At 64.3% G+C, this 21,974-nt stretch carries 22 protein-coding genes; 7 read left to right on the top strand and 15 right to left on the bottom strand.

The genetic code is table 11. The annotated features are described in order from the left end of the window. Nucleotides 1-72: 72 nt before the first annotated feature. Nucleotides 73-1,023, bottom strand: a complete 951-nt coding sequence (locus E2K76_RS09405) for a sugar-binding transcriptional regulator (protein ID WP_136684042.1) — start codon at nt 1,021-1,023, stop codon at nt 73-75. A 201-nt stretch (nt 1,024-1,224) separates the two neighbouring features. Between E2K76_RS09405 and E2K76_RS09410 the strand changes: the two genes are divergently transcribed. From E2K76_RS09410 to E2K76_RS09435, 6 genes are read left to right on the top strand one after another with little or no spacing between them, the layout of a single operon-like run. Further along, the gene (locus E2K76_RS09410; RefSeq protein ID WP_136684043.1) at nt 1,225-2,661 is read left to right on the top strand and encodes an extracellular solute-binding protein; all 1,437 of its coding nucleotides are present in this window, start codon (nt 1,225-1,227) and stop codon (nt 2,659-2,661) included. A gap of 52 nt (nt 2,662-2,713) precedes the next feature. Further along, complete coding sequence (locus tag E2K76_RS09415) at nt 2,714-3,589, top strand: carbohydrate ABC transporter permease (RefSeq protein WP_136684044.1); 876 nt, start codon at nt 2,714-2,716, stop codon at nt 3,587-3,589. 3 nt (nt 3,590-3,592) lie between these two features. Further along, nucleotides 3,593-4,423: a carbohydrate ABC transporter permease gene (locus E2K76_RS09420; RefSeq protein ID WP_136684045.1), complete on the top strand. Its 831-nt coding sequence runs from the start codon at nt 3,593-3,595 to the stop codon at nt 4,421-4,423. A gap of 4 nt (nt 4,424-4,427) precedes the next feature. Then, on the top strand, nt 4,428-4,658 hold the full coding sequence (locus E2K76_RS09425) for a DUF2160 family membrane protein (protein WP_136684046.1): 231 nt from the start codon (nt 4,428-4,430) through the stop codon (nt 4,656-4,658). A 4-nt stretch (nt 4,659-4,662) separates the two neighbouring features. Then, nucleotides 4,663-5,694 (top strand): NAD(P)-dependent alcohol dehydrogenase, encoded by a 1,032-nt coding sequence (locus E2K76_RS09430; RefSeq protein ID WP_136684047.1) that lies wholly within the window; start codon nt 4,663-4,665, stop codon nt 5,692-5,694. Between the two features lie 9 nt (nt 5,695-5,703). Continuing rightward, nucleotides 5,704-6,753: an ABC transporter ATP-binding protein gene (locus E2K76_RS09435; protein WP_136684048.1), complete on the top strand. Its 1,050-nt coding sequence runs from the start codon at nt 5,704-5,706 to the stop codon at nt 6,751-6,753. Here the strand turns inward: E2K76_RS09435 and E2K76_RS09440 are convergent. From E2K76_RS09440 to E2K76_RS09500, 13 genes are all read right to left on the bottom strand, one after another. After that, nucleotides 6,750-7,634, bottom strand: coding sequence for an asparaginase domain-containing protein (locus E2K76_RS09440; RefSeq protein WP_136684049.1), 885 nt, complete (start codon nt 7,632-7,634; stop codon nt 6,750-6,752). The genes E2K76_RS09435 and E2K76_RS09440 overlap by 4 nt on opposite strands. Further along, nucleotides 7,631-9,061 (bottom strand): amino acid permease, encoded by a 1,431-nt coding sequence (locus E2K76_RS09445; RefSeq protein ID WP_136684050.1) that lies wholly within the window; start codon nt 9,059-9,061, stop codon nt 7,631-7,633. The genes E2K76_RS09440 and E2K76_RS09445 overlap by 4 nt, the downstream gene beginning before the upstream one ends. A 133-nt stretch (nt 9,062-9,194) precedes the next feature. Further along, a complete protein-coding gene (locus tag E2K76_RS09450) occupies nt 9,195-9,902 on the bottom strand; it encodes a FadR/GntR family transcriptional regulator (protein WP_136684051.1) in 708 nt (235 codons plus the stop codon). Between the two features lie 162 nt (nt 9,903-10,064). Beyond that, nucleotides 10,065-10,961: a LysR family transcriptional regulator gene (locus E2K76_RS09455; protein ID WP_136684052.1), complete on the bottom strand. Its 897-nt coding sequence runs from the start codon at nt 10,959-10,961 to the stop codon at nt 10,065-10,067. Further along, a complete protein-coding gene (locus E2K76_RS09460) occupies nt 10,961-12,397 on the bottom strand; it encodes a carboxylesterase/lipase family protein (RefSeq protein ID WP_136684053.1) in 1,437 nt (478 codons plus the stop codon). The genes E2K76_RS09455 and E2K76_RS09460 overlap by 1 nt, the downstream gene beginning before the upstream one ends. Next, entirely contained in the window at nt 12,394-13,167 is a 774-nt protein-coding gene (locus E2K76_RS09465; protein ID WP_136684054.1) for an ABC transporter permease, read from the bottom strand. Before E2K76_RS09465 ends, E2K76_RS09460 begins: the two co-directional genes overlap by 4 nt. 1 nt (nt 13,168) lies before the next feature. After that, the gene (locus E2K76_RS09470; RefSeq protein WP_136684055.1) at nt 13,169-14,002 is read right to left on the bottom strand and encodes an ABC transporter permease; all 834 of its coding nucleotides are present in this window, start codon (nt 14,000-14,002) and stop codon (nt 13,169-13,171) included. Then, on the bottom strand, nt 13,999-15,054 hold the full coding sequence (locus E2K76_RS09475) for an ABC transporter ATP-binding protein (RefSeq protein WP_136684056.1): 1,056 nt from the start codon (nt 15,052-15,054) through the stop codon (nt 13,999-14,001). Before E2K76_RS09475 ends, E2K76_RS09470 begins: the two co-directional genes overlap by 4 nt. 9 nt (nt 15,055-15,063) lie before the next feature. After that, nucleotides 15,064-16,089 carry an ABC transporter substrate-binding protein gene (locus tag E2K76_RS09480; protein WP_136684057.1) on the bottom strand — a complete coding sequence of 342 codons (1,026 nt, stop codon included), beginning with the start codon at nt 16,087-16,089 and terminating at the stop codon, nt 15,064-15,066. Nucleotides 16,090-16,099: 10 nt separating this feature from the next. After that, nucleotides 16,100-17,101, bottom strand: coding sequence for a dipeptidase (locus tag E2K76_RS09485; RefSeq protein WP_136684058.1), 1,002 nt, complete (start codon nt 17,099-17,101; stop codon nt 16,100-16,102). Next, nucleotides 17,098-17,712, bottom strand: coding sequence for a 2-hydroxychromene-2-carboxylate isomerase (locus E2K76_RS09490; RefSeq protein ID WP_136684059.1), 615 nt, complete (start codon nt 17,710-17,712; stop codon nt 17,098-17,100). Before E2K76_RS09490 ends, E2K76_RS09485 begins: the two co-directional genes overlap by 4 nt. Continuing rightward, nucleotides 17,705-19,108, bottom strand: a complete 1,404-nt coding sequence (locus E2K76_RS09495; protein WP_220432200.1) for an NAD(P)-binding domain-containing protein — start codon at nt 19,106-19,108, stop codon at nt 17,705-17,707. Before E2K76_RS09495 ends, E2K76_RS09490 begins: the two co-directional genes overlap by 8 nt. A gap of 141 nt (nt 19,109-19,249) precedes the next feature. Continuing rightward, on the bottom strand, nt 19,250-20,098 hold the full coding sequence (locus tag E2K76_RS09500) for a glycosyltransferase domain-containing protein (protein ID WP_169053250.1): 849 nt from the start codon (nt 20,096-20,098) through the stop codon (nt 19,250-19,252). A 244-nt stretch (nt 20,099-20,342) separates the two neighbouring features. Between E2K76_RS09500 and E2K76_RS20305 the strand changes: the two genes are divergently transcribed. Beyond that, the gene (locus E2K76_RS20305; protein WP_169053251.1) at nt 20,343-20,837 is read left to right on the top strand and encodes a DUF2585 family protein; all 495 of its coding nucleotides are present in this window, start codon (nt 20,343-20,345) and stop codon (nt 20,835-20,837) included. Here the strand turns inward: E2K76_RS20305 and E2K76_RS09510 are convergent. Beyond that, a complete protein-coding gene (locus E2K76_RS09510) occupies nt 20,803-21,969 on the bottom strand; it encodes a glycosyltransferase (RefSeq protein WP_136684062.1) in 1,167 nt (388 codons plus the stop codon). The two genes, E2K76_RS20305 and E2K76_RS09510, sit on opposite strands and share 35 nt — an antisense overlap. Nucleotides 21,970-21,974: the final 5 nt, after the last annotated feature.

Raw genomic sequence — 21,974 nt, forward strand, 5'->3', positions numbered from 1 at the left:
CTGATCTCCTGCCGAGGATGCTACATATGGATTTCTGGCCTTACAAATGGATTCTTTACGCGCGGCAAATTTTTACCCGAGCAGCAGTTCCGCCGTGACGTCATCGGTGATGAGCGTCGTCGCCAGACCCCTGCGTGCGACGGCGCGAATCACCTCGACCTTGTGCGGGCCGGCGGCGGCAAGGATCTTTTCAGGCACCGCTGAAAGGGTTTCCAGCGAAACGCCGACGGTGCGGGCGTCCAAATCGTTCGCGACGCTTTGCCCGTCGCGGTCCAGAAAACGCCCCACCACATCGCCGATCGCGCCCGCCTCGGTCAGCCGCTTCGCGTGCTTCTCGGTCGGCAGGCAGGCGCTGATGAGATATGAGCGATCCGAAATGTCGCTGGCGGTCAGCACGGCAGCATCCAGCGCTTCGAACTTGCTGAAGTGTTCGCGGAAGATTTCCTGCGACAGGAAGGCGTCGCGGTCGATCTCCTCGGACAGGAAGATCGGCGCGGCAAGCAGCGACCAATTCGCGCCGAACCGTTCCGCCAGACCCGAGGCGATGGAAAACGAATTGAACGTCGCACCCTTGGTGGTGCCTCCGATCATCGAAATGACTTCGACATCCGCGCGGTCCAGCCGCGGCAGGTTGGAGACCGCGCTTTGCAACGTCATGCCCCAAGACACGCCGATGCGCCGGAACCGCCCCGATTCTGCTGCCTGCGTCAGATAGGAGGCCAGCGCCGCCCCGACCGACTGGTGATAGTCGTAGTTCTGCCGATTCGCGGGCGCGACGATCGCCTGTTGTATCCCAAGCTTTTCGGCCAGCGCGACCTGCATCTCCATCCGCGACAGGAATGGCGATTCGATCTGGATGCGCACCATGCCGGACGCCTTGGCGCGCTGGATCGCCTGGTTGACCCGCAGCCGCGTCGTGCCCATCGCCGCACCGATTTCGGCCTGGGTCATGCCATTGACGTAATAGTTCCAACAGACTTCGCTGACGAAGGCGGCAGTGTCATCGTCCTTGTCGCGGGGCATTGGATCTCCTGTCCTGCTGCGGTCGCCGTGGGTTAGCGCGTTTCGGCCAGCGCTTCCAGATATACAAAAGATTGCGCAGCGATCCAGATGTATGAATCACTTGCATTGCATGATTTACATTTGTAGCGTTGTCCGAGGGAGCAGGCGGCGGTCCGGGGAGGGAACGCGGACGAGCCGCCCCATTTTCAGGGAGGAGACGGAATGGGCTTTCGATTGAAGTTGGGGGTATCGGCCCTTGCGCTTGCGGTCGCGTCGGGTGCGGCCTTCGCGCAGGATGACGAGTTCTGGAAGAAGGCCGCCGAACCCTATCAGGGCGTGACCCTGCGCGGCGTGACCGAGGCGACGCCGCCGTCCAACTATGTTCGCGAGGTTCTGGCGCCGCAGTTCGAGGAGCTGACGGGCATCCGCGTCGATATCGAGACGACGTCCTGGGACCAGATGTATGACAAGGCGATCAAGGACATGGAGTCGGGCACCGGCATCTATGACATGATCTATATCGAGCAGGACATCGTCTATGCCTATCTGGCGCGCGACTTCCTGACGAACGTGACGCAGATGCTGGCCGACAATCCGCAACTGAAGGCCCCGACATTCGACGAGGGCGCGTTCACCACCTTTGCCGATTACTTCAAGGACGAGGATGGCGGGCTTTACGGCATTCCGATGGAAGCCTTCATCAAGGTCTACCTCTATCGCACCGATCTGTTCAACGATCCCGAAGTTCAGGCGGCGTTCAAGGAAAAGACGGGGCACGATCTGAAACCCGCCACCACCCATGCGGAATATGCCGAGATCGCGCAGTTCTTCACCGATTGGGGCAAGGAGCATGACGAGGATCTGTGGGGCACCACGTCGCAGGCGCATACCGGGCATCCGGCATCGTGGTACGAATATGTCGAATCCATCGCCCCGACCTTCGGCGTCTATAATTGGGGGATCGACGCGGCCAACAACTATGCCGCCACCGTCGAACATGGCGGGCGCATGAATTCGCCCGAGGCGAAGGAGGCGCTGAAGTGGTTCCTGGCGATGCGCGACCTCGCGCCCCCGGAATCGGTGCAATCGACATGGACCGAAGTGGCATCGACCTTTGCAGCCGGACGTGCCGCCCAAGGCATCGTCTATGGAGAGAATGCCGCCTGGATCGCATCGGACGAAAACCAGTCCCGCGTGGTCGGCAATGTGGGCGTCGCCCTGCCGCCGCTGGAAGACGGGATTCTGGCGCAGGTCGAGGGCGGTGAAGGCTATGTCGGTTACTACGACGGCGGTGCCTTCGGCCTTCCGGTGACGTCGAAGAACAAGGAAGCGGCGCTGCTGTTCCTTGAATATATCGGACAGGACTCGGTGCAGGCGCAATGGGCGCTGGCCGGTTCGCGCATCACCAACACCGCCACCTATGACGACCCCGAGGTGCAGGCACTGGACAAGGAACTGGGCGGCTATTTCACCATGCTGCGCGACAGCGGCAAGCTGTTCGCCGGGGCACCCCCCTATCCCTTCCACGCGCAGGTCCGCGAGGCCGTGGCTCCGATCTTCTATGAGATCCTGACGGGCACGATCGAGCCGGATGCCGGCCTCGACCAGATGGCCGAACGCGCCGAACAGGAACTGACCGACCTCGGTTATCGCCAGTAATCAAGCCGCCGGGCCGCGTATGGCCCGGCGCTCCAACCAAAGGAGACCGGGGATGCAGTCCAACCGGCTTGGCTGGCTTTTGCTTGCGCCCACGCTTTTGATCCTTGCGATGTTCGGGGTGTTCCCCTTCATCTATGTGCTGTTCGTGTCCTTCCACCAGTGGAACCCTTTCGCGGTCAATCCCGAGATGATGTTCAACTGGGCGGCCAACTATCGCCGCGTGGTTTTCGATGCGCAGTTCATCGCATCGCTGGGCGTGACGGCGGCCTTCGTCTTCTTCGCCGTCGTGTCGGAGCTCGTCATCGGCTATGCGCTGGCGCAGGCCTTCATGAAGGATTTCCCCGGCAAGGCGTTCTTCCGCACGATCCACACGCTGCCACTGATCATGGCACCGATCATCGTGGGCTCGGTCTGGAAGCTGATGACAACGCCATCCATCGGCATCATCCCGCATCTGCTGGACAACTGGTTCGGGTATGATCTGAACATCGGACAGAGCGCGACCGCGGCCTTCGTCGTCACCGTCATCATGGACATCTGGCACTGGACGCCGCTGGTCACGCTGTCGCTGATCGCGGCGCTGGTGTCCCTGCCGCCCGATCCGTTCGAACAGGCACAGATCGACGGGGCGGGGCGCTGGCAGATCTTCTGGCACATCACGCTGCCGATGATCCGTCCCGCAATCCTTGCCACCGTCTTCATCCGGCTGATGGACGCGCTGCGAACGGTGGACGAGGTGCTGATGCTGACCGGAGGCGGGCCGGGATCGGCCACCCGCTATGTCGGCGTGCATATCTTCAAGGAAGTCTTTCCGCGCACGAATTACGGCTACGGCTCGGCCATCTCGGTCGTGGTCCTTTACGTCACCATCGTGGTGTGCTGGCTGCTTTACGTCGGCCTGATCGCACCGCGGAACAAGAAGGGCTGATCCATGTCGCGCAACTGGCTTTACGTGCTGTTCTGGATCTTCGTCAGCTTCCTGACGCTGTTTCCGATCTATTGGCTGTTCGTCATCTCGGTCAAACCGGCGGTCGAGCTTTTCTCGACCCCCGACCTGATCCTGCGCGACTTCTACTGGAAGAACTATGTCGACGTGCTGAACGACCGGACATTGCGCAGTTACATGGTGAACTCGCTGGTGATCTCGTCGGGGAACGCGGTGCTGTGCACGGTGCTGGGATTTCTCGCCTGCTATGCGCTGTCGCGGTTCGACATGGGCGGTAAGGAGAGCATCTTCTTCTGGACCATCACCAACCGGATGGCCCCACCCGCCGTGTTCCTTCTGCCGCTGTTCCTGCTGCTGACGCAGGTCTACAAGATGGGGGACTTCTCGCTTCTGGATACGCGGATCGGGATGATCCTGGTCTATTGCACCTTCAACCTGCCCTTCGCGATCTGGACGCTGCGCCCCACAATCGAGGGCATTCCCAAGGAATTGGACGAGGCCGCGCATGTGGACGGCGCATCCCCATGGCGCGTGATCTGGGAGGTGGTCTTTCCGCTGGCCCGTCCGGGTCTGGCCGTCACGCTGATCCTGACATGGGTGTTCGCGTGGAACGAATACCTGCTGGCGGCGACGCTGACGAACTTCAACGCCCGCACGCTGACGACGGGGCTGTCGGAATACGTCACCACCACCGGCACGGAATGGGGGATCATGGCGACGATTTCCGTCTTCACGCTGATCCCCGCGCTGATCGTGTTCGGCATGGTGCAGCGCCACATCGTCGCAGGCCTGACCTTCGGCGCCGTGAAAGGATAGGGGCATGGATATCGAACCCATCGACGTCATCGCACCCGAGGAAGCGCCACCGCTGCCCAAGACCGGATTTCTGCCGATCGAGACGAACTGGTTCGACCGGATCTTCATCTCGGTCGTCATCTGGGTCGCGCTGTCGCTGTTCTGGCTGCGGTTCATCGAACCGCTGGGGCTGTCGATCTGGATCTGCACGGCCATCTCGGTCGTGCTGGCCGCCATCATCATACGAAAGGGATAGGGCCATGAGGTCGCTGGTTCTTGAACGCAAGGGGGAGCTGTCGATGCGCGACGTTCCCGAATTGGGCGCCGAGGCGCTTGGCCTCCATGATGTGCGGATCAGACTGCATACGGTGGGCATCTGCGGATCGGACGTGCATTACTACACTCACGGGCGGATCGGCGGCTTCGTCGTGGATGCACCGATGGTTCTGGGGCACGAGGCGTCGGGCGTGGTCGAGGAGGTCGGCGCTGCGGTGACGACGCTTGCTGTCGGGGATCGCGTCTGCATGGAGCCGGGCATCCCAGACCCCAATTCCCGCGCGGCGCGGATGGGGATGTATAACGTCGATCCCGCCGTTCGCTTCTGGGCGACGCCCCCGGTGCATGGCGTGCTGCGCGCCAGCGTTGTCCACCCCGAGGCGTTCACGTTCAAGCTGCCCGACAACGTCAGCTTTGCCGAGGGCGCGATGGTGGAGCCGCTGGCCGTGGGCGTTCATGCCGCGACCAAGGCGCGGGTGAAGCCGGGCGATATCGGCGTCGTTCTGGGTGCGGGGCCGATCGGGTTGGTGACGGCGCTGTCGGCCCTGGCGGCCGGCTGCGCGCGGGTTTACGTGTCGGATCTTGCGCCGAAGAAGCTGGAGATCGCGGGCGCATTGTCCTCCAAGATCATCCCGGTTCAGGGCAGCGTGACCGAGCGCGTGCTGGCGGAGACCGACGGCTGGGGCGCGGATGTGCTGTTCGAGGCGACCGGATCGGCAAAGGCGGCGGCAACGGTGTTCGAACCGCTGGCCCCCGGCGGCTGCGTCGTGATGATCGGCGGGCAGCCCGAACCCGTCAGCTATGACGCAGGCGCGGCAATGGTGCGCGAGGCGCGGGTCGAGAACATCTTCCGCTACGCCCATGTCTTTCCACGCTGCGTGGCGATGCTCGCCTCGGGTGCCATCGACGTGAAGCCGCTGATCACCCGGACCTTCGGGTTCGAGGAAAGCATCCACGCCTTTGAAACCGCCGCCTCGGCCCCCCCGGCCGATGTGAAGATGCAGATAGAGATTTAGGAGACAGCCGTGGCGGAAGTCAGGATCGACAAGGTCAGCAAACGATACGGTGCGCTTCAGGTGATGCACGGCGTCAGCGTCGATATTGCGGACGGGGAATTCGTGGTGCTGGTCGGCCCCTCGGGCTGCGGAAAATCGACGCTGCTGCGGATGCTTGCAGGGCTGGAGAAGATCTCGGACGGCGACATCTCCATCGGGGGGCGGGTGGTGAACGACGTGCCACCGAAGGAGCGGGACATCGCGATGGTGTTCCAGTCCTACGCGCTTTATCCGCACAAGACGGTGGCGGAGAACATGGGATTTCCGCTGAAGATGGCGAAACGCCCCAAGGCCGAGATCGACGAGAAGGTGGGCCGCGCGGCCGCGATCCTCGATCTGACCAAGTATCTGGACCGTTTTCCGAAACAGCTTTCGGGCGGGCAGCGGCAGCGCGTGGCGATGGGCCGCGCCATCGTGCGCGATCCGCAGGTGTTCCTGTTCGACGAGCCGCTGTCGAACCTCGATGCGAAACTGCGCGTGACCATGCGGGTGGAGATCAAGGAACTGCACCAGCGGCTGAAGACCACCACCGTCTATGTCACCCACGACCAGATCGAAGCGATGACGATGGCCGATAAGATCGTCGTGATGCGCGACGGGCGGGTCGAACAGATCGGCGCGCCGCTGGACCTTTACGACAGCCCGCAGAACGTCTTCGTTGCGGGCTTCATCGGTTCGCCTTCGATGAACCTGATCCACGGACGGATCGCGCAGGGGGCGTTCGTTTCCGAAGGCGGGCTGCGCCTGCCTCTGCCACCGTCCTCGGGGATCGAGGGGCAGGAGGTCATCTATGGCATCCGCCCCGAACATATCGTCATCGGCGATGACGGCGTTCCAGTGGACGTGGTCGTCGTCGAGCTGACGGGGTCCGAGACGCAGATATTCGCCAAGGCGGGGACCGACCTTCTGAACGCCGCCGTGAAGGATCGGGTGACCGCAAAGCCCGGCAGCCGGATCGGTTTCGTGTTCGATCCGGCGCAGGCGCATCTGTTCGATCGCCAGACCGAGCGGCGGCTCTAGGCGAAGGCCTCGGCTATGGGCGCGCCGTTGGCAATCAGCGCCGCCAGCAGGATGCGGGCCTGTCCGGGCCGAAGCAGGCGCGAATGCACCGCACCCGCCAGCGCAAGGTCGTGCCCGCCGCCGCCGCCGCCATAGGCCGGGGCAAGCACGCCCTCGGGCACACGGCTGGAGACGACGACCGGAACCCCGGCGTCGCGCACCGCCGCCACGACATCCGCCGTGGCGTTGCCGGACCCGAGCGCGGCAAGGACGATCCCATCCGCACCCGCCTGCAGGCTTGCGCGCAGGTGCAACCCGTCGCCGCCGGGATGGATCGCCACGATGTCCACGCGCGCGGAAACCGGGGCGGGCAGGGCACCAGCCAGCTTCGGCTCGCCCAGACCGCGAAACGCATCAGCGCTGTCGCTGGAGAACTTGTAAGCACCCCAAGCGGGCAGGTTCCGCCCCCCGAAGACGATCCGGACCCCCGGCGCGCCCGCAAGAACAGCACGGATCGCATCCGTCAGATTGCCCGGACCATCTGCATCCGGATGGTCCGAGGTGAACTGCGCGCCGGTGAAGACGACCGGCTTGCCCTGCGCCAGTTGCAGATGCGCCAGAAGCGAGGTTTCCTCCATCGCATCGGTGCCATGCAGGATCACGACACCGGCGATGTCCGGGTCCTGAAGCTGGCCGCGCACGGCATCCACGATACCCTGCATATCCGCCAGCGTCAGGGCCGAACTGTCCTTGGCCAGAAGTTCCACCGGGCGCAGGCGGACGGGCAGGGCGGGAAGCCCTGCCAACAGATCCTCGCCACGCAGCGAGGGTTTGGCCCCGTCCGCGCCCCGGCTGCTGGCGATCGTGCCGCCTGTGGCGATGACGGCGACCAGCGGGCTCATACGCCCTGTTCCGCGGCGATGCGGGCGATCCGACCCCGTGCCATGAACCAGCCGACGATCAGCGCAGGCACGATAACCAGCAGCGAGGCCACGGTCCACGTCCCGATCGGCCAGTCGAAGGCCATCAGGACGATCACGCCCAGCAGGAAGGCCAGAGTCAGAACGCCGGTGAACGGCGCGCCGAACATGCGGAACGCGGGACGTTCCATCACGCCCTTGCGCGACAGATGCCACAGTTTCAACTGGCACAGCACGATGACGGCCCAGGCCGAGATGATGCCCAAGGCGGCGACGTTCATCGCGATCTCGAATGCCTGGCTTGGCACGATGGCGTTCATGATGACACCCAGAACGGTGACGAAAGCCGTGACCGCGATGCCCATGTAGGGAACGCCGGACTTGTTCATCCGCGCCAGCGCCGCAGGGGCCGAACCCGAAATCGCCATCGAATGCAGGATGCGCCCCGTTGAATAAAGACCGGCGTTCAGCGAAGACAGAACCGCCGTCAGCACAACGAGGTTCATGACCACATCCGCGCCCTGAACGCCGATCGCGCCGAAGAAGGTCACGAACGGGCTCTCGCCGCCTTTATAGGCGGTATAGGGCAGCAGCAGCGACAGCAGCAGGACCGAGCCGACATAGAACACCACCAGCCGGAACACGACCGTGCGGATGGCGCGCGGCATGACCTGACGCGGGTCCTCCGTCTCGCCCGCCGCCGTGCCGATCAGCTCGACCGAGGCGTAGGCGAAGACGACGCCCTGGATGATGACCAGCGCAGGAAGAATGCCGTTCGGAAACAATCCGCTCCCTTGGATCAGATGCAATCCAGGCTCCACCCCGTCGATGGGCGTGCCGGTCGCGACGAACCAGATGCCGACGCACAGGAAGGTGACCAGCGCCAGAACCTTGATCAGGCTGAACCAGAATTCCAACTCACCGAATACCTTGACCGACAAGAGGTTCATCAAAAGCACGACGATCAGCGCGACAAGGGCGAAGACCCATTGGTCGATCCCGGCCAGCCACGGCACATATGCCTTGAAGAAGTTCATATATACCGCCACCGCCGTTACATCGGCAACCGAGGTCATCGCCCAGTTGATCCAATACATCCAGCCGACGGCAAAAGCGAGTTTTTCGCCATAGAATTCACGTGCATAGGATACGAACGACCCCGAGGTGGGGCGGTGCATGATCAACTCGCCCAATGCGCGTAGCACAAGAAAGGCGAAGAAGCCGCAAAGCGCATAGACGAAGACCAGCGATGGCCCTGCAGCCGCAAGACGGCCCCCGGCACCAAGGAACAGGCCAGTGCCGATTGCACCGCCAATTGCGATCATCTGGATCTGCCGCGGTTTCAGCGCTTTGTGAAAGCCCCGATCCTCGGCGGCTAGAACCACGCCGTCCGCTCTTGATTTTTCCATTATCCCTCCACGCAGCCAGACCTGTCAGGCTGTAAGACAGCTTTGCGGTAGACTGCAACGATATGTTACGTCAAGCGTCACGTTCGGCGCGACAATGACCTGTTCAGCGCAAGCTTAGAAAATTACGCCCGATTCAAATCGCTTGCGCCGGATCGGTCAACCGGGTCACCGTCCGGGCGACGGCATCCAAATGCGCCTGCATGGCATCGCGGGCTGCATTTTCATCGGCGCTTGCGATGGCTTCTGCAATGCGGCGATGTTCGTGATTCGAGGCGATGCGGCGATTGCCGGACAGGTTCACCAGCTCCGACTGGCGCGCAAGCGCATCGCGTGCCTCGGCGGCGATGCGAGCGAAAAGGGCGTTGCCGGAAGCTTCTGCGATCAACGCATGAAACGCGGAATCGTGCCGGACCCAAGCCAACGGATCGGAGCAACCCTCCATCTGGTCGCACAGGTCCAGAAGGCCGGCGCGCTGTTCGTCGGACCGGCGCAGCGCGGCCCAGCCCGCCGCCGGAACCTCGACGAAGGGCCGTGCTTCGATCAGGTCGCGCGCGGAGTAAGCGCCGTAATCAGGCTCTGCCGGGCTGGCGGAGATGACGAAACTGCCGCTGCCTGTCCGGCTGCGCGTCAGCCCAAGCGTCTGGAGCGACCGGAGCGCCTCGCGGATCATCGGGCGGCTGACACCGTATCTTTCCGCAAGCTTCGCTTCCGAAGGAAGCCGGGTTGATACGGGAATGCGCCCGGAAAGAATGGCGCTGCGCAAATCCTCGAACACCGCTTCCGCTGCATTTTGTCGGGTGACGGGGCTTTTATCGGCGAGCCAAGTGGCAATATCGTTCATCAAGCCAGTCTTTCACGCATGTGCGAAGTGTCAAGTATAACGGCCAGAAGCGCACATAATACATACTATCATGCTCGCATGCTGCGTTTGGGTGGGTTCAAGTTGGAACTACGGCTCTGTCGCATGACCAAGGCAGGACATGGTCACCCCACCCTCAGACCGTCAGAAGCCCGCACCTTCCTTTATGGCGGCGATCAGCTTGGTCACCAGCGAATTGGCCGGGCGCCCGACCGGAGTCACGATGCCCCAGCGGAATGGGATATGGACGCTCAGCGGGATCTGAACCACGCCGCTTGCCGGAAGGCCCGCGGACGTCAGCGACTCCACGATGGCCACGCCCAGTCCCGCCCTCGCCAAAGCGATCGATACGAAAGAGGCGTTGCTGTCGATGACGCTGGAAGGCGCGACGCCCGCCGCCTCCAGCGCCTCGTTGATGGCGCGGCGCAGGCGATGCGGGTTATGCGTGGTGATGATGCGTTCCTGCGCCAGATCCTCTGCGGTGATTACGGATCGGGCAGCAAGGCTGTGATGTCGGGCGACGACGGCGATGCAGGCGACCTCTGCGGTCCAGTGAACCTCCAGCCCCGGATGATCCAGCGGCAGGGTCGTCAGGCCCAGATCCGCCGTCTGGGCCGCGACCGCCTGCACGATGTTCTCGGCGGCCATGCTGTTCAGGTGGATGCGATCGGGCAGGTCCGCAGGGTCCAGACGGGCAAGCGCCGCCGGAACCACCCCCGCCGCCAGCGAGGGCAGCGTGGCGACATGAATCGGCAACGGCGCCCCACCCCCGATCGCACGGGCACGGGCACCGATGGTGCGAAGGCCGCTCAGAAACAGGTCGGCCTGTTCGTGGAATGCCAGCCCCTGCTGGGTGGGTGTGATGCGCGGGCCATTGCGATGCAGAAGCGCGAAGCCCAACTCCTCCTCCAACTCCTGGATCAGCCGCGTGATCACGGATTGCGACCGGCCAAGCGCCTTGGCCGCCCCGGTCATCGACCCGATCGAGACGACGGCGACGAATGCTTCCAGCTGTTTCGTGTCGAGATAGTTCGGGTCCATCAGCCAGCCTCGGTCCAAAGGGCGGTTCGCGCGTCGAAGGGGTCGCGCTCGACCGCGATATCGCCGGGGCGAAGCCGCAGCACCGACCCTTGTGGGCAAGGCCAATCGCTGTGCCCATGGATGAACGCGGCCCAAACATCATGCACGGCCACGGTAAAGGCGGTATCCGTCACCCGCTGCCGTTCGGGTTGCAGGGCAAGGTCCATCCCCTGCCGATACCACACGGCGCCGACCTCGGCCCCATGCGCGGCGCCGGTCTCGTCCGCGCCGTCCGGACCATAAAGATATTTCCAGACGGGCTGGCCGCGCCGATGCAGACGCGCGAAACGGGTCGCGGGGTTCTGGAACACCAGATCGCCCGCCACCGCGCGCCAGATGCCGTGGGGCGTGTGATCTGGCAGCGCCGCGCGGTAACGCTGGACGATGTCGACCCCGGTCAGGCGCATTGGACGCACCCGTTCATGCAGCAGGGCCGCGACAGCTTCGAAATCCAACGCGGCAGGCAAGGCCGTCGAATGGGTCAGATATTCGGCGGTGGTGCAGCCGATCATCATCGGCACCGACGCTGTTCGTCCCTGCGCCGCCGCGTCTTCGGGATGCAACGGCAGGCTGTCCGTCTCGCAGATCGGAACGAACGGCACCCCAAGCATCGCTGCCGCGCCATCACGGTCGAAATCGTGCCGTTCATAGCTTTCGTTGCAAAGGTCGCGCTGCGCCACCAAGAGGTCCGCCAGCGCCGCCTCGCGCGGGTCCATGCCAAGCGCCCGTCGCATCCGTGCGGCCAGCTTTTCGGCGTCGGTATCCGTTGCAATCCCCGTGGATGCCCCGCTTTGCGGCATTGCCCGCGCGAACAACCCATGGGCCGCCGGCATCGCCATCAGCGCCGCCACCGCGAAACCACCCGCCGAGCGTCCCGCCAGCGTCACCCGCACCGGATCGCCGCCGAAGGCCGCGATGTTGCGCCGCACCCAGTCCAGCGCCGCGATCAGATCCAGAAGCCCGCGATTGTCCGGCGCGCCATCGACCCGCAGAAATCCCATCGCGCCAAGACGATAGTTCACCGTCACCTCGACGATGCCAGACGCGGCGAAGGCCTCCGATTGCAGCACCGGCTCGTTCGCCGATCCCACGGCATAGCCGCCGCCATGCACCCAGACCAGCACCGGCGCGCTGCCCTCCACCGACGGGGTGCGGATGTTCAGCGTCAGGAAATCCTCGCCCGCCGCCAGCGCCGAGGTCGCATTGCGCCCCACCGGCCCGTAGGTCGGCAACTGCGGGCAGACCGCGCCCAGCCGGGTCGCATCGCGAATGCCGTCCCAAGCAAAGGGCTGCGGCGCGTCGAAACGGGTCTTGCTCGTGATCGGCGCGGCATAGGAAACGCCCAGAAAGGCGTGGCCGTCGCCGCGCACAGCGCCGCTGTCGGTCTGGACGATCATATCGCCTTCCTCAGCCCGATCAGCCGTTCCACCAGCACCACCACCGCGACCGAGATCAGGATCAGCACCACCGACAGCGCCGCGATCTGCGGATCGGTGGAATATTCCAGATAGCGGTAGATTTCGGTCGGCAGGGTCGAGGTGCGGATCGACACAATGAACAGCGAGATCGTCGCCTCGTCGAACGAGATCAGGAAGGCGATCACCCCGCCCGCGATCAGGCCGGGGCTGACCAGCGGCAGCGTGATGCGGCGGAACACGGTGAAGGGAGATGCGCCATGGACCATCGCCGCCTCCTCGATGCGGCGGTCCACGGCCATCAGGCTCATGGTGATGGTGCGGACGGTATAGGGGACGGTGATGCCCAGATGCGCCAGCATGATCCCGGCGTAGCTGTCCAGCAGCCCCATCGGCGACAGCACCAGCATCAGCCCCACCGCCAGCACGATGCTGGGCACGAGGAACGGGGCCAGCACCAGAAACCCGATCGTGTCGCGGCCGCGGAACTTGTAGCGCACCAGCGCCATCGACAGCAGCATCCCGATCGCGACCGCCACAAGCCCCACGACCAGCCCGATCACCACGCTGCGCCCGAAGGCGGCGATGAACGCCTCGTTTGCAAAAACCTTGGTATAGCTGCCGAAGGACCAGCTTTCGGGCGGGAACGCCAGATATTGCCGCGTGTCGAAGGACACGATGAATACGACGATGATCGGTGCCAGCAGGAACAGATACAGAAGCGTCAGGCAGATGTTGCGGATCGCCTTCATCTCATGCCTCCAGCCGGCGCAGGGCGCGTTGATAGATCACGATGACGGACGAGAACAGCACCAGAAGCATCACCGAAAGTGCAGCAGCCAGGGACCAGTTGAGCGTCACCGTCGCCTCGGAAAACACCTCGGTTCCCAGAACGAACACCCTGCCCCCGCCCATCAGCCGGGGCGTCACGAAGGACGAGATCGCCAGCACGAAAACCAGAAGCGCCCCCGTCAGCACCCCCGGCAGCGACAAAGGCAGCACGATCCGCCAGAACACCCGCAGCGGGTTCGCGCCGAGCATCGCCGCTGCTTCCTCCAACTGCGTGGACAGACGCCCGAACCCTGCCAGCATCGCAAGGATGGCATAGGGCATCAGGATTTCCACCAACGCCACCGTCGCGCCAAAACTGTTGTTCGACAGGCGCAGCGGCGTGTCGATGATCGACAGCGATTGCAGCGTGCCGTTGATGACCCCCCGGTCGCCCAAAATCACCATCCAGCCATAGGTCCGCACCACCGCCGAGGTCAGCAGCGGCGCGACCGCAAGCGCCGTTAGCACGCCGCGCCAACGGCTAGTGGTTCGCGCAAGGAACAGCGCGATGGGATAGCCTAGGATGACAGCGAAGGCGCTGACCGTCAGCCCCAGCGTCAACGTGTTCAGCGCGACTTTCCAATAGAACGGGTCAGCCAGCGCCGCACGGTAATGTTCCAGCGTGAACCCCACCTGCATCATCGTCGAGGTCGAGAAGGACGCCCGCAGCAGCCACGCCATCGGCAGGATGAAGGTCGCCAGCATCGCCAGCAGCCCCGGGATCAGCAGGGCGAGGATCAGCCCGCGATCCCTCATGCCGCCCGCCCGATGAAGGTCACGTCTTCGGGCGCGACGCCCAGCGTCACGGTCTGTCCCTTTTCCGGCAACGCGCCCGCATGGGTGTGAAGGTCGGCCTGAAGCCGGGTCTGCCCCGAACGAACCGTCATGGTCAGGATCTGCCCGCGATAGACGATATGCTCGACCGTGCCGGTAAAGCTGTTCGCCGCCCCACCCATGACCAGCCGGTGCGGGCGCACCATCAGGCGCACATCCTGCCCGACTGCCGCATCGCCGACGAAACGCAGGGTGCCGAACCCGTCCACCGCCGCCTCGCCCGCCCCCGTCACGCGCCCGTTCAGGAAATTGCCGGCGCCGATGAAGGACGCCACGAATTCCGTCTCGGGCCGGTCGAAGATCTGGCGCGGGGTGCCGATCTGTTCCAGCCGCCCCGCCGACATCACGGCAAGACGGTCGGCCATCGACAGCGCCTCGTCCTGATCATGGGTCACGAAGATCGCGGTGACGCCGGTGCGGCCCTGAATCTCGCGGATTTCGTCCCGCATCTCGTCCCGCAGTTTCGCGTCGAGGTTCGAAAGCGGCTCGTCCAGCAGCAGCAGTTCCGGCTCGATGACCAAGGACCGCGCGATGGCGCAGCGTTGCTGCTGCCCGCCCGAAAGCTGGGTGGTGCGCCGGTCGCCAAGCCCGGTCAGCTTGACCAGATCCAGCGCCCGCGCGACCTTGGCCGCCCGGTCCGCTTTCGCGATGCCACGCATTTCCAACCCGAAGGCGATGTTTTCCGCCACCGTCATATGCGGGAACAGCGCATAGGCCTGAAAAACCATGCCCATGTTGCGCTTGTGGACCGGAATGCCCGACACCTCGCGCCCGTTCAGCCGGATTGCCCCGGAGGACGGCTCGACCAGCCCCGCGATCATGCGCAAGATGGTGGTCTTGCCGCAGCCCGACGGGCCGAGCAAGGCCAGCATCTCGCCCCGCGGAAGCGAGAAGCTGACATCATCGACCGAGGGCTTTGCCGCACCGGGATAGGTCTTTACCAGGTTTTCGACGCTGACGTGGCGCTCGGTCATGACAGCCCCTCAGTTGAACGCGATGACTTCGCGGTTGATGCGCTGGATCCACTGCGAATAGACGCCCGAGACCCATTGCCAATCCAGCGTCATCTGCGCCGCCTGTGCTTCGGGGCCGCCATAGATGCGCTGCGCAACCTCGGGGGTCAGTTCGACCGTGGTGTTCACCGGGCCATAGAAGCTCTTTTCGGCAAAAGCGCCCTGCGCCTCGGCGCTCAGGGCATAGTCGATGAACTTTTTTGCAGCTTCGGCATCGGGCGATCCTTCGACAAGGCTGATCGCGCTGGTCTGGCCGATGGACCCTTCGACCGGGGCGGCGACGCCGATGGTGCCGCCTTGGGTATCGTGCAGATATTGCGCGCGACCGTTCCAGCAGATCGACAGATCAACCTCGCCCGATTGGACGACGGCATAGCAGTCCGGCGCAGGCTCCCATGTCAGCACGTTCGGGGCAAATGCGTTCATCGCCTCTATCGCCGGCTCGATGCTGTCCTTGTAGTTGCCGCCCGCGATATGGGTCAGGATCGGGATCAGGATCACGCCGCGCGTGTCGCCCAGCTTGGCAGCGATGCGGCCCTTGTATTTCGGATTGGCCAGATCGTTCCACGAGGTCGGCGGCTCGCTCACCGTTTCGGTGTTGTAGAGGATCGCGAGGTTGTCCTGCGAAAACGCGACGCTGCGGTCTTCGTCCACGCGCGCCCAGTCGGGGGCCTCTGCGATGTTCGGCACGCTCGCCTCGTCAAGCTGGGCGAACAGGCCTGCCTCATTGGCCTTGATCGCGACGGCAATGTCCAGCAGCGCCACGTCGATGGTCGGGTTCGACGCCTGCCGCGTCAACAGCGCCAGCGTCTCGGCCGAGTTCTTGGACGGCTGGTAGTTGACGGTGATGCCGGGGTTCGCCGCTTCGAACGGCTCGATGATGAATTTCTGGTAGTTGTCCGCGAAGACACCAGAAAATCCGATGACGTTGACTTCCTGCGCATAGGCACCGCCCGAGGCGAGGAGCGCGGCGAGGGTAAGGGAGATGGCCTTCATTTTCGTCTCCTTAAAGGACAGGTTTCCATGCGGCGTCGAAGACGCGCAGCCAGTTCAATCCAAGCAGCTTTTCGACATTCGCCTCGCCCCAGCCCCGCGCCAGCATCCGCGCGGTCAGGTTGGGCATGTCGGTCATCCGCCGCACGCCTTCGGGCTTGTTGATCTTGACGCTTCCGAATTCGGTCAGCTTTCGCGCGGTGCCCTTGTCCTTGTTGGCCCAGAGCAGCCAGTCCGACGGGCGCGGACGATCCAGCGAGAAATCGGTGCCGATGCCGACGTGATCGACGCCGATCAGGTCGATCACGTGCTCCATCGCGTCCAGCACATCCTCGACCGTGGCGTCGTTCCCGGCCTTCAGCCCCGGCGCGAAGAAGCTGATCCCGACGAGCCCGCCCTTTTCGGCGCAGGCCACGAACAGATCGTCATCCTTGTTCCGTTTGACGTTGTGCAGCGCCCGCGGCAGCACGTGGCTGATACAGACCGGCGCCTTGGAATAGGCGATCGTGTCGGCCGAAGTCTTGTCGCCCACATGGCTCAGATCGCACAGCACGCCCAGACGGTTCATCTCGGACACCACCTCGCGGCCAAAGCCGGTCAGGCCGCTGTCGTTCTCCTCCAGATACCCCGCGCCGGAATAATTCTGGGTGTTGTAGGTCAGCTGCATGATGTTCACGCCCAGATCCTTGAAGATCTCGACATAATCCAGCTTGTCCTCCAGCGGCGAGGTGTTCTGCCAGCCAAGGATGATCCCGGTGCGCCCTTCGGCCTTGGCCGCATGAATGTCGGCCACGCTGCGGACGGGCCGCAGGATGTCGTCATTTTCGCGCAGGAAGCGTTTCCACATCGAGACATAGTCGATGCCTTCGCGAAAATTCTCCCACAGCACGGTCGAGACGTTGATGGCAGTCAACCCGCCTGCCCGCATCTCCTCGAAGATCGGGCGGCCCCAGAGGCAGGTCTGAAGCCCATCGACCACGATGGCGCGGTCGTGCAGTGCCCGTGCGTCGGTCATGCCGCCTCCTCCTTCACCCGTGCAAGGGCGCGTGCCACGAAATCAAGCCGGTCTTGCCCCCAGAACAATTCGTTTTCAACCACATAGGTGGGCGTTCCGAAGATGCCGCGGCGTTCGGCTTCCATCAGGTTGGCCAGCCAGTCCCCGGCGATATCCGCAGGCTGCGGGCCGCGCACGAAGGCGGCACCCGCCTCGCCCACCGTCTTCAGCGCCAATTCGCGCAGCGTGTCCAGATCGGCGATGTCACGATCCTCGGCCCAGAGCGCGCGTTGGATGGCAAAGGAAAAGCCTGCCGCATCGAAACCCGCCTTCTGAACCGCGATCACCGCTTGCGCCGCCATTTCGATTGTGCGGCAGGGGTAGTGTTTCGGCCTAAGGTTCAGCGGGATGCCCAGATGTTCGCGCCAGCGGGCCAGTTCCACCTCGTGATACCGTTGGCGGTAATCCGGGCGGGTGCGCAGCGGAATGCCGCCATTCGCTTCGATGATGCGGATCGGTCGCAGGATCAGCTTTGCCCCGGCGTCGCGGGCGATCTGCACCATGCGCTCGGCCCCGAAATAGGCCCAAGGCGAGGATATGCCGTAAAAGGCCTGCAAGACGGGTTCAGACATGGAAAGGCTCCTTCAGGTCGGCATCCGTCCATTCGTCGCCAAACAGTTCGGGCGTGGCGAAATCGCGGAAGTTTTGCAGATGCAGCGCCTCGTCCTCGACGAAGATCGACCGGGCGATCCCCTGTGCAAGGCGGGTTGCGCCGTCGCTAATCGATGGCACGCCGCTGGTGATCTTGCCGTGGCTGGGCACGGCGGGATAGGCGAAGCAGTGGATGTGAAAGGCCTCGTCGCCGGGCGTCTTCGGCAGGAATTCGAAGGCGGGGCCAAGATAGGGCATCGAGGCGATCCCCTCATGTTCCATCCCCTTCGGCGGGGCATAGGCATCGCGCCAAAGCCGCACGCGCCCGTCCAGCGCGGCAAATTCAGGCCGCCGGGCGAAATCCACCGAGAACCCGGTCGCGAAGATCACGAAATCCGCCGGATAGCGTCCCTTCGGTGTTACCACCGTCACCCCGCCCCCTTCCTCGTTCAGATCGAGGATCGGGCTGGACAGGTGGAACCGCGCATTCGCATGGCGCGAGACGCGCAGGACGCTGTGGCGCGGCGGCGGGATCTGCGCCCGCTCCCCTTCGACCATGAAAGCCCATTTCGCCGCATCGGGCAGACCGAAATAGCCTTGGATCATGCCTTGGCTGCCGATCCCGGTGAATTTGTCGATCCGGGGGATGTCGTCGCGGCGGATGAAGATATCGACGCTGGCCGCCCCTGCCTCCAGCGCGGCGGCGGCATTGTCCATGGCCGAGGCACCTGCCCCGACCACTGCCACCCGTTTGCCTGCCAGCGCCTGCATGTCGATCATATCCGCGCCGTGTGCAACGAAGCGCGGCGGAACGCGCGCAGCGACCTGCGGCACCGTCGGGGCGCCCAACCCGTCCAGCCCTGTTGCGATGACGACGCGGCGGGCCATCACCACCTCGCCCCCTGCGACCAGTTCGACCAGCGTCCCTTTTGGCGTCACGGAGGTGACGGCGGCGTCATTCTGCACCGGCAGGTTCAGCACGCGGCGATACCAGACGAGGTATTCCATCCATTGCTGGCGCGGGATCAGGCCCATCGCCTCCCATGCCGCATTGCCGAATTGCGCCTCGAACCAAGCGCGGAAGGTCAAGGACGGGATGCCAAGCGCCGGGCCGGCGGCTTCCTTGCGCGTCCGCAGCGTTTCCATCCGGGCATAGGTGATCCACGGCCCCTCGCGCCCCACCGGCGCGCGGTCGAAGGCCCGGGTCCTGGTGATGCCGACGCGTTGCAGGGCGGCAAGCGCAACCAGCCCCATCACTCCGCCCCCGATCACGGCCACGTCCAGCACGCCCGGCATATCCGGCGTCCATGCCCGCGGCGGCAGGTTCAGAAGGGCCATGTCGCGGCGAAGCTGCGCCTCCAGATCTTCAAGCGGCATGACAGTTGACATGATGTGTATATCGCATTGTCTTGATATCATCATGCAGAAATGAGAATATGGCGAGAGCCTGACGAGGAATTCGGGCAGATTTCCCGCGCAGATCGGTCCGCAAAGCACATCGTTCCACTCAAGGCCGGTTTATGGGCCTGTTTTCCGGAGCTGCGATGCGGATTGGTCCAGATGAAGCGGGCGGCGGAGAAAGTGGCGGAGCTGCGCCACCCTCCGCCGCAGGATCTGACGCAGAATTTTTCGGCGGACCATCAGATCATAGCGCAGGGCCGAAAATCGACGTGGCGCGATCCGTCCGAAATGCGGGAAGGGTCCGGCGAAACGGGCCTTGTCGGCGCGATAGTTCCATGGCCAGACGACGCAGTTCATCCGCGTCGCCTTGCGGATGTAGGGCAGCGAAACCTGATCCCGGCGCACCCCCATCGCGAACTCCCGCCACCACAGCCGCATCGCGTTGTCCAGTTCAGGGGCGCGGTGGTTTCGGAACAGGACGCCGTTGTCGGTCAGCGCCTCTTGCAACAGAATGCCGTCGGCGCGGTATCGCTCGACCTGCGCCGCCACGACCGCCCGATCGCGCCCAGAGAATTTGCGGTGATGCACGCAGGCCTCGACCTCGGCTTCGATCGTCTTGCGCCGATGGGCGAACAGCCCCATCGTCGCGCCGGTCTGCCGGAACGTCTCTGCCAGCGCCCTGACAGGGCCGATGACCGCAAGGTTGCCATCCAGATAGATCGACAGATCGTATTCGGGAAAGATCAGATGGCCGAAGAACTTGCACCACCGGCTCATGGCTACCGGGTCCAGCATCCGCGCTGCTTCGGGAATGGGCCGGTGGTCCCAGTCCGATCCAGGAAAGGCCGTGTCGGAGACGAGGCAATAGGCGATGCCGGGTTCACGGCACAGGATCGGCATCGGGCGGTCATACCCGGCCACGATCACAGTAAAGACCACCACGCGGACAGGCTCGGACCGGGACATCTGCAATCCTTGGCGGAAGGCTCGGCGCAATAGCGCCCCGCGACGGATGGTGCAGTCACGCTGGCGTGAAGGAAACAACCGCAAGCTGTGTGTCATACCTTGGTATGATGCCGAAGCGCGATGCGGGACGGGCGGAACCTCGGCGGGACGCGGCCTGTTGCATATGCTGCAACTGGACAAGCCCATGCCCCCCGCAAGACATCGAAATCCTCCAAGCCGATTCGTCCCCGCGCCGTTCGCTGCATTGACCTGCCTGGTCGTGCAAACCGGCTTCCTGCTTTGGACCGGACGTGGCTGGAACGCCGATTGCACCGCGTTCTGGCAGCGCGGCTTCGATGCCGTCTGCAACTCGCAGCACCCCGCCGATCCTTACATCTGGCTGCATCTCGGCTTCGGCGCGGCGCTGGCGGTCTTCTTCGCAACCATCCGGCCCAACTGGCCGCGCGCGGACATATTGCTTCTGGTCATCTTCTGCGCTGCCGTGTGGGAGATCGTCGAGAACACGCCCCTCGTCATCGGCCTTTTCACCTATGATGGGCAGGAGACGATGGGATATTCCGGCGACAGCCTTCCCAATTCGCTGATGGACAGTGCGGCGGCCTCGATCGGGGCGCTGGGCGCTTTCATGCTGCCGCGGAGGTTAGCCCTTTCGCTGGTCGTGATGATCGAACTTTCGGTCAGCCTCGCCATCGGTGATGGCTACCTCATCGGGTTGCTGCGGACGACGGGGATAATCTGAGCCGGTCTTCGATCAGCCGGATGGCTTCGGCCATGCCGGGCCCCGGCCCGAACCTCTGCGCGGCCCTCGCGAAAGATGGATCGCGCAGGATACGCTCCACCGCCTGTCGCACTGCGCCGCGCGTCAGGAAATGGCGACCGAGGCGCAGACCGACGCCGTGCCGTTGCACACGCGCCGCGACGCCGAACTGGTCGAATGCCAGCGGGATCACCACCAACGGCACCTGACGCTCAAGTGCCTCCATCGCGGTGTTCAGCCCGCCATGCGTGATGCAGAGCGCGGCGCGGTCCAGCATCGCCTCTTGCGGCACATGGTCTAAGATCCAATCCGCTCCGACCGCCTGTGCCTGCCGCTGCGAAAGTGCGCCGCCATGCGAAATCAGCACCCTTGCTCCCGCGTCCCGGCATCCCGCCGCGATGGTGTGCAGAAGCCGCCGCCGATGCCCCTGAAGCGTGCCAAGCGACGCATAGATGAAGGGCCGGTCGCGCGGCGGCTCGAACGTGCTGGCGGGCGGCGCGGCATCCCGCAGCGGCCCGAGTTCCACGATCGGAGAAACGCCGCGCGGATGATCGAAGCCCGGCAACGTCTGCGATAGCGTCAGCAGCGACGATACAAGCGCGATGTCCGCAACGCCAAGCCGCTGCGCCCATGCCCGGATCGCGCGGTTCTGGCGAAACAGTATCCACTCGGCCACCCGCTCCCCGCCAGCATTTCGCCGAAGCCCGCGTTCCGATGGATCATAGGGCCAGCCAAGGAACGGCGGCGGTATCCCCGGCCCCAGATCGAAGGGAAGCGCGCAGGCGACCGAGATCAGCGGCACCGCCAGATGACCCGCAATCAGCGCCGCTGCGGGCTCGGTCTGATCGCCGATGATCGCCCCCACGCCGCGAAAGCGCGCGGCGGCGGTGCAGAGCGCATCCGTCCGTGCGATGCTCTGGCCGATGGCCCCGGCCCGAAGCGCGCGGGCGTCGGCGGACGGCCCGATCCGCAGCACGTCGGCGATACAGCCCGGTTCGTCCCCTTCGGCCAGCGCATAGGTCACGCGGTGTCCACGCGCCACCAGCGCCCGACCAAGGGCGTCGAATGCGCGGCGATGGCTGGGATAAGGGGGGCAGATCAGGGCGAAATGCATGGGCG

Source organism: Falsirhodobacter xinxiangensis (assembly GCF_004959935.1).
Classification (GTDB): Bacteria; Pseudomonadota; Alphaproteobacteria; order Rhodobacterales; family Rhodobacteraceae; genus Falsirhodobacter; species Falsirhodobacter xinxiangensis.